Source organism: Streptomyces sp. NPDC016469 (assembly GCF_040632905.1).
Classification (GTDB): Bacteria; Actinomycetota; Actinomycetes; order Streptomycetales; family Streptomycetaceae; genus Streptomyces.
Genome location: NZ_JBEYCQ010000001.1, coordinates 327,628 through 339,390 on the forward strand (window position 1 = coordinate 327,628; position 11,763 = coordinate 339,390).

General features: G+C 69.9%; 9 protein-coding genes. 6 read left to right on the forward strand and 3 right to left on the reverse strand.

The annotated features are described in order from the left end of the window. Nucleotides 1–57: 57 nt before the first annotated feature. Together ABZ565_RS01585 and ABZ565_RS01590 are read right to left on the reverse strand one after the other, a co-directional pair. Nucleotides 58–963 (reverse strand): phosphatase PAP2 family protein, encoded by a 906-nt coding sequence (locus tag ABZ565_RS01585; RefSeq protein WP_361019298.1) that lies wholly within the window; start codon nucleotides 961–963, stop codon nucleotides 58–60. A 162-nt stretch (nucleotides 964–1,125) separates the two neighbouring features. After that, the gene (locus ABZ565_RS01590) at nucleotides 1,126–2,190 is read right to left on the reverse strand and encodes a LacI family DNA-binding transcriptional regulator (protein ID WP_361019019.1); all 1,065 of its coding nucleotides are present in this window, start codon (nucleotides 2,188–2,190) and stop codon (nucleotides 1,126–1,128) included. A gap of 371 nt (nucleotides 2,191–2,561) precedes the next feature. Here ABZ565_RS01590 and ABZ565_RS01595 point away from each other — a divergent pair, with 371 nt between their 5' ends. The 5 genes from ABZ565_RS01595 (at nucleotide 2,562) to ABZ565_RS01615 (ending at nucleotide 8,588) form a co-directional block, all read left to right on the forward strand. Next, nucleotides 2,562–3,839, forward strand: coding sequence for an extracellular solute-binding protein (locus ABZ565_RS01595; RefSeq protein WP_361019022.1), 1,278 nt, complete (start codon nucleotides 2,562–2,564; stop codon nucleotides 3,837–3,839). Nucleotides 3,840–3,860: 21 nt separating this feature from the next. Continuing rightward, nucleotides 3,861–4,877, forward strand: a complete 1,017-nt coding sequence (locus ABZ565_RS01600; protein ID WP_361019025.1) for a sugar ABC transporter permease — start codon at nucleotides 3,861–3,863, stop codon at nucleotides 4,875–4,877. Continuing rightward, nucleotides 4,874–5,761: a carbohydrate ABC transporter permease gene (locus ABZ565_RS01605; protein WP_361019028.1), complete on the forward strand. Its 888-nt coding sequence runs from the start codon at nucleotides 4,874–4,876 to the stop codon at nucleotides 5,759–5,761. Before ABZ565_RS01600 ends, ABZ565_RS01605 begins: the two co-directional genes overlap by 4 nt. Before the next feature lie 95 nt (nucleotides 5,762–5,856). Continuing rightward, nucleotides 5,857–7,533 (forward strand): alpha-amylase family glycosyl hydrolase, encoded by a 1,677-nt coding sequence (locus tag ABZ565_RS01610; protein WP_361019030.1) that lies wholly within the window; start codon nucleotides 5,857–5,859, stop codon nucleotides 7,531–7,533. Continuing rightward, the gene (locus tag ABZ565_RS01615; RefSeq protein ID WP_093709104.1) at nucleotides 7,518–8,588 is read left to right on the forward strand and encodes a LacI family DNA-binding transcriptional regulator; all 1,071 of its coding nucleotides are present in this window, start codon (nucleotides 7,518–7,520) and stop codon (nucleotides 8,586–8,588) included. The genes ABZ565_RS01610 and ABZ565_RS01615 overlap by 16 nt, the downstream gene beginning before the upstream one ends. Nucleotides 8,589–8,654: 66 nt before the next feature. On the opposite strand, the gene ABZ565_RS01620 is transcribed toward ABZ565_RS01615, so the two are convergent. After that, nucleotides 8,655–9,593 (reverse strand): hypothetical protein, encoded by a 939-nt coding sequence (locus tag ABZ565_RS01620; RefSeq protein ID WP_361019033.1) that lies wholly within the window; start codon nucleotides 9,591–9,593, stop codon nucleotides 8,655–8,657. A 429-nt stretch (nucleotides 9,594–10,022) separates the two neighbouring features. Between ABZ565_RS01620 and ABZ565_RS01625 the strand changes: the two genes are divergently transcribed. After that, on the forward strand, nucleotides 10,023–11,741 hold the full coding sequence (locus tag ABZ565_RS01625; RefSeq protein WP_361019036.1) for a carbohydrate-binding module family 20 domain-containing protein: 1,719 nt from the start codon (nucleotides 10,023–10,025) through the stop codon (nucleotides 11,739–11,741). The last annotated feature ends 22 nt before the right edge of the window (nucleotides 11,742–11,763 follow it).

An 11,763-nucleotide genomic window follows, 5' to 3' on the forward strand; every position in this document is an offset into this window, starting at 1 on the left:
GGTGAAACCCAGCCCCTCCGGCGATTTGAGGAGCGGGGTCCGGGGCGGAGCCCCGGGTCAGTTGCGGGTGGGGGCCGGTTCCCTGCGTTGCGCGCTGAGCGCGCTGAGGCGAGGGCGCCCCGCCTTCGGCGGGATGAGCCGCGGCAGCCGGTGCGGCAGCGACCCGTACCACGCGTACGACGCCGCGTAGCCGAACGCCAGGCAGGCCACGCCGCCCACCGCGTCCAGCCAGAAGTGGTTCGCCGTCGACACGATCACCATCAGGGTGACCGTGGGGTACAGCAGCCCCAGGATGCGCGCCCAGGGGGCCGAGGCCAGGGCGAAGACGGTGAGGCCGCACCAGAGGGACCAGCCGATGTGCATCGACGGCATCGCCGCGTACTGGTTGGACATGTTCTTGAAGTTGCCCGACGCCATCGAGCCCCAGGTCTGGTGAACCAGGACCGTGTCGATGAAGTGGCCGCCGTTCATCAGGCGGGGCGGGGCCAGGGGGTACAGGTAGTAGCCGAGGAGCGCGACGGCCGTGGTGGCGAACAGGGCCAGTCTGGCTGCCGCGTACCGGCCCGGATGCCGGCGGAACAACCATACGAGCACACTGACCGTGACGATGAAGTGCAGCGTCGCGTAGTAGTAGTTCATCGACACGATGAGCCATGTCACCGAGTTCACCGCGTGGTTGACCGACTGCTCGACCGCGATGCCGAGGAAGCGTTCGACCGACCACAGCCAGTCCGCGTTGGCGAGGGCGGCGGCCTTCTGCTCGGGGACCGCGTTGCGCACCAGCGAGTACACCCAGTAACTCATCGCGACGAGCAGGATTTCGAACCAGAGACGGGGCCGCCGTGGCGACCGGGGGGACCGCAGCCGGGCCGCGACGTGATCGAGTGGTCTGTCGAGCGCTCTGCCGAGCCCGTGCGCGCGGCCGGACTGCTTGGTGTTCGCCTCGGGAGCCGCCTCGTTCACGATGGGTGACGGGGTGGCCTCCGTGCGGCCTTCCTGTCGTTTCACGCTCAATTCACCCATAGGCACAGAGTCTGCCAGATTTGCCTTCTCTGCCCGATGATCCTCCGGCGGAGCGCGAGTTGCACGTCCGGCGGGAGCGCCCAGGGGTGTGCGACGGGCCGGTCAGGCCTTCGCGTGCGATCCTGGGAGGGCGGCGGGGGTGGCCGTGTCCTGGCCGGGGCCCGCCGCCGTGGAGCCGCGTACCACCAGCTCCGGCATGAAGACGAACTCGCTGTGCGGGGCGGGCGTGCCGCCGATCTCCTCCAGGAGCGTGCGCACCGCGGCCTGGCCCATCGCCGTGACCGGCTGCCGGATCGTGGTCAGCGGCGGATCGGTGAACGCTATGAGCGGCGAGTCGTCGTACCCCACCACCGACAGGTCGCGCGGGACCTCGCGGGAGAGCCGGCGGGCGGCCCTGATCGCGCCGAGCGCCATCATGTCGCTCGCGCACACCACCGCCGTGCAGCCCCGCTCCATCAGCGCGGAGGCGGCGGCCTGGCCCCCCTCCAGCGTGTAGAGGGAGTGCTGGATCAGCTCCTCGACCTCGTCCGCCGTCAGGTGCAACTGCTCGCTCATCGTGGCGTGGAAGCCCTCGATCTTGCGGAGCACCGGCACGAAGCGCTTCGGGCCGACCGCGAGCCCGATCCGGGTGTGGCCCAGCGACACCAGATGCGTCACCGCCAGCCGCATCGCGGCCCGGTCGTCCGGCGAGATGAAAGGTGCCTGCACCTTGGGCGAGAAGCCGTTGACCAGTACGAAGGGGACGCCCTGGGCGCGCAGTTGCTCGTAACGCCCCATGTCGGCGGAGGTGTCGGCGTGCAGCCCGGAGACGAAGATGATCCCGGAGACGCCCCGGTCGACCAGCATCTCGGTCAGCTCGTCCTCGGTGGAGCCGCCCGGGGTCTGGGTCGCGAGGACCGGGGTGTAGCCCTGCCGGGTCAGCGCCTGCCCGATGACCTGGGCGAGCGCCGGGAAGATCGGGTTCTCCAGCTCGGGCGTGATGAGGCCGACGAGCCCCGCGCTGCGCCTGCGCAGCCGTACGGGCCGTTCGTAGCCGAGTACGTCGAGCGCGGCGAGTACGGACTCGCGGGTGGCAGCGGCTACCCCGGGCTTGCCGTTCAGTACGCGGCTGACCGTCGCTTCGCTGACCCCCGCCTGAGTTGCGATATCGGCAAGCCGTGCGGTCATGGCAATGGACTGTACCGGGAGCGGGTCGGATTGCCCACCATGCACGGGAAACGGGCGGGACCGGCCGTATCGGGGCGCTCGGAGGGGCGCCCCGCCGCACCTGGCGGCAACATCTTGCAAGGTCTTGCGGGCCCGGTTTGCCGGCTGCGGTCAGATCGTCGCACTGCGGCATCAGGGCTGGTGGGCCCTCTGTGGCAGGGATCGGGGAGTTTCGTCAAGTGGCTTGACGGCAACCTTGAGGACACGCCAATGTAACGATCGCCGGAGCTTGCAGAAATCTTCCGCAAACTCTTTCGGTCGTCTTTCATCCTTGTTACGTTCACGTCGACCCGGCGCCGCGACGGAGCGGTACGGCAGTTGAAGGAGTTCAGATGCGACGTGGCATAACGGCCACCGCCCTGGTCGCGGCCCTGGCGCTCGCGGCGACCGCCTGCGGCAGCGATGACGACAAGTCGGACAGCGGTTCCAAGGGCTCGGGCGAGCTCTCCGGCACCGTGACGTGGTGGGACACCTCCACCGCGGGCAGCGAGGACAAGGTCTTCAAGAAGATCGCCGAGGGCTTCGAGAAGCTGCACCCGAAGGTCGACGTCAAGTACGTCAACGTGCCCTTCGGCGATGCGCAGAACAAGTTCAAGAACGCGGCGCAGGCCGGCTCCGGCGCTCCCGACGTGATCCGCTCCGAGGTCGCCTGGACCCCCGAGTTCGCGGACCTCGGCTACCTCGCCCCGCTGGACGGGACCCCCGCCCTGCAGAAGCAGGACGACTTCCTGAAGCAGGCCGCCGCGTCCACCAAGTACAACGGCAAGACGTACGCGGTGCCGCAGGTGATCGACTCCATGGGCATCTTCTACAACAAGAAGATGTTCAAGGAGGCCGGCGTCGAGGTCCCCACCACCATCGACGAGCTGAAGACCGTCTCCAAGAAGATCAAGTCGAAGACCGGCAAGACCGGCTTCTACCTGCGCGGTGACGACGCCTACTGGTTCCTGTCCTTCCTGTACGGCGAGGGCGGCGACATGGTCAACGCCGCCGACAAGGCCGTCACCATCGACGACGCCGCCGGTGTCAAGGCCATGAAGGTCGTCAAGGACCTGGTCGACTCGGGCGCCGCCAAGACGGACGCCACGGACGGCTGGGAGAACATGCAGGCGTCGTTCAAGAACGGCGACGTCGCGATGATGATCAACGGCCCGTGGGCCGTCGCCGACACCTTCACCGGCAAGGAGTTCAAGGACAAGGCCAACCTGGGCGTCGCCCCGGTCCCGTCCGGCTCCGCCGCCCAGGGTGCCCCGCAGGGCGGCCACAACCTGGCCGTCTACGCCGGTTCCAAGAACCTGGACGCCTCCTACGCCTTCGTCGACTACATGACCTCCGTCAAGACGCAGGCCCAGGTCACCAAGGAGCTGAACCTCCTGCCGACCCGTACCTCCGCCTACGCCGAGGAGCCGGTCGTCAACAACGAGATCGTCGGCTTCTTCAAGCCGGTCGTCGAGAGCGCCGTCGAGCGCCCCTGGATTCCGGAGACCGGCAGCCTCTTCGCGCCGCTCGTCACCGAGTACACCAAGGTCCTCACCGGTCAGACGACCCCGGAGAAGGCGGTCAAGGCGACCGGCGACTCCTACCGCAAGCTCCTCAAGGGCTGGAAGTAACTCAGGAAGGCAGGCCGGCTGATGGCTGTCCACACCAGCCAGTCGGTGGTGAAGGCCGCGGGCGACGACGTCGCCCGCGGCCGGAGCCGCGGTACTGGTAACCCCCCGCCGCCGGGACGGATACGGCGGGCCCTGTCGACGCACTGGTACGCCTGGACGATGGTGGCCCCGGTCGTCGTCGTGATCGGCGTGATCATCGGGTATCCCCTGGTCCGCGGCATCTACCTGTCGCTGACCGACGCCAACGAGCGCAACGTCGCGCGGTCCATCGGTGTCAACCACCTGCCCGCCACGTACGAGTTCGTAGGCCTGGACAACTACGCCGACGCGCTCACCGGCAACCAGTTCCTCGGCACGCTCGGGTGGACCCTGGTGTGGACGGTCTCCTGCGTGGCCATCACCTTCGGCCTCGGCATGGCACTGGCGAACATCCTCAACCGGAAGATCGCCGGCCGCTCCGCGTACCGGATGGCGCTCATCCTGCCCTGGGCCATCCCCGGCTTCGTCTCCGTCTTCGCCTGGCGCTTCCTCTACAACCAGGACCGCGGGCTGCTCAACAAGATCCTCGCCGGCGGCGGCATCGACGGCATCGACTGGCTGGGCGACCCGACCATCGCCAAGGTCTCCGTCATCGTCGTCAACGTGTGGCTCGGCGTGCCGTTCATGATGGTCGCCCTGCTCGGCGGCCTCCAGTCCATCCCCAGCGAGCAGTACGAGGCCGCGGAGATGGACGGCGCCACCGCCTGGCAGCGCTTCCGCCACGTCACGCTGCCCGGACTGCGGCCGGTCTCCACGACCGTCATCCTGCTCTCCACCATCTGGACCTTCAACATGTTCCCGGTGATCTTCCTGCTCACCCGCGGCGGACCCGGCGAAGCCACCCAGATCCTGGTCACCCAGGCGTACAAGTTCTCCTTCGAGATCAGCCCGCGCGACTTCGCGCAGTCCTCCACGTGGGGCGTGCTGATCCTCGTACTCCTGCTGATCTTCGCCGCGGTCTACCGGCGGGTCCTGCGCACCCAGGGAGATGACTGGTGACCACCACGACCACCCCCACCGCGCGGCACTCCGCGCCGCGCCCGGCCAAGGTACGCAAGCGCGGTGAGCGTTCGCCGCTGGCCTCCACCGCACTGCACCTGACGCTGATCGTCGCGTCCGTGATCGCGGTCTTCCCCGTGCTGTGGGTCCTGCTCACCTCGCTGAAGCCCGCCGAGTTCGCCACCACCACGGACTTCTTCAAGGACACGACGTTCGAGAACTACACGAACCTCATCCAGGACACGAAGTTCCTGACGTGGTTCGGCAACTCGCTGATCGTCGCGGGTCTCACCACGCTCATCGGCGTCATCGTCTCGGCCTCCACCGGCTACGCCGTCAGCCGCTTCCGCTTCCCCGGCAAGCGCGGGCTGATGTGGACGCTGCTGATCACCCAGATGTTCCCGGTCGCCGTCCTCATCGTGCCGATCTACAACATCATGGCGGGCATGGGGCTGCTCAATAAGCCCGCCGGTCTCGTCATCACGTACCTGACCATCTCGGTGCCGTTCTGCGCCTGGATGATGAAGGGCTTCTTCGACACCATCCCGCGCGAGATCGACGAGTCCGGGCAGGTCGACGGCCTCACCCCGTTCGGCACGTTCTGGCGGCTCATCCTGCCGCTGGCCAAGCCGGGCCTCGCGGTCACCGCGTTCTACTCCTTCATCACCGCCTGGGGCGAGGTGGCGTACGCCTCCGCCTTCATGGTCGGCGAGGACAACCTCACCCTCGCGGGCGGCCTCCAGCTGTTCGTCAACCAGTACGGGGCCCAGTGGGGCCCGATGACCGCCGCGTCCGTACTCATCGCGATACCCGCGGCCCTGGTGTTCCTGTTCGCACAGAAGCACCTGGTCACCGGCATGTCCGCCGGAGCCGTCAAGGGCTGAGCAACGCCCGTACGACCGCACGCACCAGTCACGGTGGCGCCGGAATCCCGACCCGGTCCCGGCGCCACCCCCCACCCAGACACCCCAGGGACGACATGACCCAGCACCTCGCTGCCCCCTCCACCGGCACGTCCGACGACGCCGCCGGCCACCGCACCGGCTGGTGGCAGGACGCGGTGATCTACCAGGTCTATCCGCGCAGCTTCGCCGACGGCAACGGCGACGGCATGGGCGATCTCGCAGGCGTACGCGGCAGACTCCCGTACCTCAAGCAGCTCGGCGTCGACGCCGTCTGGCTCAGCCCGTTCTACGCGTCCCCGCAGGCCGACGCCGGGTACGACGTCGCCGACTACCGGGCCATCGACCCGATGTTCGGCAGCCTCCTCGACGCCGACGCGCTGATCCGCGACGCCCACGAACTGGGCCTGCGGATCATTGTCGACCTGGTGCCCAACCACTCCTCCGACCAGCACGAGTGGTTCAAGCGCGCGCTCACCGAGGGCCCCGGCTCCGCCCTGCGCGACCGCTACCACTTCCGCGCCGGCAAGGGCGCCGACGGCGAACTCCCGCCCAACGACTGGGAGTCCATCTTCGGCGGCCCCGCCTGGACCCGTACGGCCAACCCGGACGGCACCCCCGGCGAGTGGTACCTCCACCTCTTCGCGCCCGAGCAGCCCGACTTCAACTGGGAGCACCCGGCCGTCGCCGACGAGTTCCGCTCGATCCTGCGCTTCTGGCTCGACATGGGCGTCGACGGCTTCCGCGTGGACGTGGCGCACGGCCTGGTCAAGGCCGAGGGGCTGCCCGACCTGGGCACCCACGACCAGCTGAAGCTGCTCGGAAACGATGTCATGCCGTTCTTCGACCAGGACGGGGTGCACGAGATCTACCGCAGCTGGCGCACCATCCTGGACGAGTACCCCGGCGACCGCATCGCGGTTGCCGAGGCGTGGACGCCGACCGTCGAGCGCACCGCCAACTACGTGCGCCACGACGAGATGCACCAGGCGTTCAACTTCCAGTACCTGGCCACCGCCTGGGACGCCGCCGCGCTCCGCGAGGTCATCGACAGCTCGCTCGACGCCATGCGCCCGGTCGGCGCCCCCACCACCTGGGTGCTCTCCAACCACGACGTCACCCGGCACGCCACCCGGTTCGCCAACCCGGCGGGCCTCGGCACCCAGATCCGCACCCCCGGCGACCGCGAGCTGGGCCTGCGCCGGGCCCGCGCGGCCAGCCTGCTGATGCTGGCGCTGCCCGGATCCGCCTACGTCTACCAGGGCGAGGAGCTCGGCCTGCCCGACGTCACCGACCTGCCCGACGAGGCCCGCCAGGACCCGTCGTTCTTCCGGGCCGAGGGCCAGGACGGCTTCCGCGACGGCTGCCGCGTCCCGATCCCGTGGACCCGCGAGGGCTCCTCGTACGGCTTCGGCGCGGGCGGTAGCTGGCTCCCGCAGCCCACCGGCTGGGGCGAGCTGAGCGTCGAGGCGCAGACCGGCGCGGCCGGCTCCACCCTGGAGCTGTACCGGGCCGCCATCGCCGCCCGCCGGGCGCACCCCGGGCTCGGCGCGGGCGCCGACGTGCGCTGGCTGGACGTCCCGGAGGGGCTGCTCGCGTTCGCCCGCCCCGGGTTCGTCTGCACCGTCAACACCACGGGCGCCCCGGTCCGCATCCCCGTACAGGGCACGGTCCTGCTGTCCAGCGCCCCGGTCGAGGCCGACGGCGACACGGTCGAGCTGCCCGCGGACACCACGGTGTGGTGGACGGTGTGACGACCGTCCCCCTGCCGAGGGGCCCCGGCGCGGGCGGTGCGCTGCGGCTGTCGGACATCGCCGGCCAGGCGTCCGTCAGCGAGGCGACCGTCAGCCGGGTCCTCAACGGCAAGCCGGGCGTCGCGGACACCACGCGTCAGCGGGTGCTCGCGGCGCTCGACATCCTGGGCTACGAACGGCCCGTACGGCTGCGGCAGCGTAGCGCCGGGCTCATCGGGTTGGTCACCCCCGAGCTGACCAACCCGATCTTCCCGGCGTTCGCCCAGTCCGTGGAGCAGGTGCTCGCCGGGCACGGCTACACACCGGTGCTCTGCACCCAGCTGCCCGGCGGCGCCACCGAGGACGAACTGGTCGAGCAGCTGGTCGAGCGCGGCGTCGGCGGCATCGTCTTCCTGTCCGGGCTGCACGCCGACACCTCGGCCGACCCGGCGCGCTATGCCGCGCTGTCCGAGCGCGGGGTGCCGTTCGTCCTGATCAACGGGTACAACGAGCGGATCAGCGCCCCGTTCGTCTCGCCCGACGACACCGCCGCCGTGCGGATGGCCGTGAGCCATCTCGCCGAACTCGGCCACCGCCGGGTGGGCCTGGCCATAGGGCCGCAGCGCTATGTCCCCTCCCGCCGGAAGCGGGACGGCTTCGTGGACGCCGCGGTCTCCGTGCTGGGCCTGGACCGCGCGGACGCCGAATCCCTGGTGTGCTCCACGCTGTTCAGCGTCGAGGGCGGTCAGGTCGCGGCCGGTGCGCTGCTCGACAGCGGGTGCACCGGCATCGTCTGCGGCAGCGACCTGATGGCGCTGGGCGTGGTCCGCGCGGCCCGGGACCGCGGGCTCGACGTGCCGCGCGACGTGTCCGTGGTGGGCTTCGACGACTCGCAGCTCATCGCGTTCACCGACCCGCCCCTGACCACGGTCCGCCAGCCGGTCCAGGCGATGGCGGCGGCCGCGGTGGGCGCGCTGCTGGAGGAGATCGGCGGCAGCCCCGTGCAGCGCACGGAGTACGTGTTCCAGCCGGAGCTGGTGGTCCGGGGCTCGACGGCGGCGCTGCGGAGCGCGTGACGCCGTGACGAGGACGGGAACGGGGCGGCCGGAGGGGGGTCGGCCCGCACCCGCGGGCGGTCCTGCTCAGCCCTCGCCGTCGCCCTTCTCGAAGAGGCGTACGGTGCCGAGGATCTGGCGGATCGTGGCGTCGGGCACCTCGTCCTGGACGCCATGCGCTCCGACGTAGGTCCACGAGACGAACTTGCCCTCCGCGTTCTTGAAGGCGAAGGTCACCGCCTTGCCGTCGGTGTCGCACTTGCCCTTCTTCGGCGTCCCGGACGACGTGACGGTCACCAGGCTGCCCTCCACGCCGGTCTTCGTCCGGAACGACTCGGGCTCACCGACCGTGAGGCGCGAGCGGTCGGGCTGGGTGTAGAGGCCGTAGACCCAGGTCGTGGCCGTGTCCTCGGCGGCCTCGGCCGTGCTCGTGGCGCCCTTCTCCCCGGTGGTGCCGACGGAGGCGAGCGAACTCTCCTCGGGGGTGCCGTCCTTGTCGTCGTCGGACGTGCACCACTTCTCCTTGAGGACCGCCGGGGCCATCATCGCGACCAGCGGCTTCTCCTCGGGGTCGTCGTTCTCCGAGACATAGCTCACCCAGTCCGCGGACTGGCGCTCCCAGGAGGCGGGCACGTCGAAGGTGATGCCGCGCTTGGCGTTGACCACCGTGTTCCAGCCGGGGACGAGCGGGTCCGAGCCGCCGCCTCCGGCACCCCGGTCCGTGCCATCGGCCCGCGCGGACGCGCTCGCGGTGGGCGTCGGCTGCGGACCGGCCTCGTCGTTCCCGCCGTCGCGGAGTGCCAGGTAGCCCACCGCCGCGCAGGCCACGACGACCGCCGCGGCGGCGGCCACCACGGTGACCGTGGTCCGGTTCCGGCGGGGGCGGGGCGGTTCGGGGGCGTTGATGCCGACCGTGGGTGCCGCGTGCCAATCGGGGCTGCCCCGGCCGGGCTGCGCCGGGGGCGAACTGTACTGAGCGCGCGGCGTGTTCGGCTGATCGGGGGACGACTGTTCTCCTGGCCACATGGGGGCGAGCCTAGTCGCGGTCCGGCAGAGGGCCGGGGGCGGGATGCCACAGGAGAGGCACCGGAGGTCGACCCGGATTGGGCCGGCGGGGAGGTGTGACCGCCGGTGCCTCTCATGTCCTGACCGGCCCGGCCGGCCGGGCGCGTGGGGCCCGGGGTACGGGACCCCCGGCCGGCCGGACCGGAGTCGGGAGAAACTTAACAGGGCTGCAATGTCTTGCGTAAGACCTTGCAGGAAGAAATCCGCGGTATTTCGTGGATGTGAGCGGCCGGTGTCCAAAGGGTTGACCGGGACCTGCCGGACTCGTACGGTCTCGCTGCGGCAAGGTTTGCATTCTTGCAGCAAGAACCTTCAGGAGCCTTGAGGGCAGGGCGCGTTGCCGATGAGGCTGCACCGTCACCCGCATTTCCCCCACAGCAGGAGGAAAACATGGCCAGCAGACCCCTGTCTGCCGCGCTCGCCCTCGTCGCGGGAGCCGCCGCCCTCGTGGTCCCCGCCACGACGGCCGAGGCGTCCGCCCCGGGCACCAAGGACGTCACCGCCGTCCTCTTCGAGTGGAAGTTCGACTCCGTCGCCAAGGCGTGTACGGACACCCTCGGCCCCGCCGGATACGGCTTCGTCCAGGTCTCGCCGCCGCAGGAGCACATCCAGGGCGGCCAGTGGTGGACCTCGTACCAGCCGGTCAGCTACAAGATCGCCGGGCGGCTCGGCGACCGTACGTCCTTCGCCCACATGGTCAGCACCTGCCACAGCGCGGGCGTCAAGGTCGTCGCGGACTCGGTCATCAACCACATGACCAGCGGCTCCGGGACCGGCACGGGCGGCACCTCGTACACCAAGTACAACTACCCCGGCCTTTACTCCTCGGCCGACATGAACGACTGCACCGCCCAGATCAGCAACTACGGCGACCGCGCCAACGTCCAGAACTGCGAGCTGGTCGGGCTCGCCGACCTGGACACCGGTGAGGACTACGTACGCGGGAAGATCGCCGGCTACCTCAACGACCTGCTCTCGCTCGGTGTCGACGGATTCCGCATCGACGCGGCCAAGCACATGCCCGCCGGTGACCTCGCCAACATCAAGTCCCGGCTGAGCAACCCCAACGCCTACTGGAAGCAGGAGGCGATCTACGGGGCCGGCGAAGCCGTCTCGCCCGACGAGTACGCCGGGACCGGCGACGTCCAGGAGTTCCGCTACGCCCGCGGCCTCAAGCAGGTGTTCAACAACGAGAACCTCGCCAACCTGAAGAACTTCGGCGAGGGCTGGGGCTTCATGTCCTCCTCGAAGGCCGCGGTGTTCGTGGACAACCACGACACCGAGCGCAACGGCGAGACCCTGAACTACAAGGACGGCGCCACCTACACGCTCGCCAGCGTGTTCATGCTGGCCTGGCCCTACGGCTCGCCCGACGTGCACTCCGGCTACGAGTGGTCCGACAAGGACGCCGGCCCGCCCAACGGCGGCACGGTGAACGCCTGCTCCAGCGACGGCTGGAAGTGCCAGCACGCCTGGCGCGAGATCTCCTCCATGGTCGGCTTCCGCAACACCGCGCGCGGTGAGGCGGTCACCAACTGGTGGGACAACGGCGGCGACCAGATCGCCTTCGGGCGCGGCTCCAAGGCGTACGTGGCGATCAACCACGAGGGCTCCTCGCTGACGCGCACGTTCCAGACCTCGCTGCCCGCCGGCGACTACTGCGACGTCCAGTCCGGCAAGGGCGTCACGGTCAACGGCTCCGGCCAGTTCACCGCGACCCTCGGCGCCAACACCGCGCTCGCCCTGCACACCGGCGCCCGCACCTGCGGCGGCGGCTCCACCGACCCGACCGGCCCCGGCACGGAAACGGGCACCTCCGGCGCCTCCTTCGGCGTCAACGCCACCACCCAGCTCGGCCAGAACATCTACGTCACCGGCAACCAGTCCGCCCTCGGCAACTGGAACACCGGCAGCGCGCTGAAGCTGGACCCGGCGACGTACCCGGTCTGGAAGCTCGACGTGAGCATGCCCGCGGGCACCGTGTTCGAGTACAAGTACATCCGCAAGGACGCGAGCGGCAACGTGACCTGGGAGAGCGGTGCCAACCGCACGGCCACGGTGCCGTCCTCCGGCAGGGTCACGCTGACCTCGGACGTCTGGCGCGGCTGACCTCCCGCCCTCCACCCCCCAC

Excerpts from the sequence above, each read along its gene's own strand:
- ABZ565_RS01590 (WP_361019019.1), bottom strand. The coding sequence starts at position 2,190 with ATGACCGCACGGCTTGCCGATATCGCAACTCAGGCGGGGGTCAGCGAA.
- ABZ565_RS01595 (WP_361019022.1), top strand. The coding sequence starts at position 2,562 with ATGCGACGTGGCATAACGGCCACCGCCCTGGTCGCGGCCCTGGCGCTC.
- ABZ565_RS01600 (WP_361019025.1), top strand. The coding sequence starts at position 3,861 with ATGGCTGTCCACACCAGCCAGTCGGTGGTGAAGGCCGCGGGCGACGAC.
- ABZ565_RS01610 (WP_361019030.1), top strand. The coding sequence starts at position 5,857 with ATGACCCAGCACCTCGCTGCCCCCTCCACCGGCACGTCCGACGACGCC.
- ABZ565_RS01620 (WP_361019033.1), bottom strand. The coding sequence starts at position 9,593 with ATGTGGCCAGGAGAACAGTCGTCCCCCGATCAGCCGAACACGCCGCGC.
- ABZ565_RS01625 (WP_361019036.1), top strand. The coding sequence starts at position 10,023 with ATGGCCAGCAGACCCCTGTCTGCCGCGCTCGCCCTCGTCGCGGGAGCC.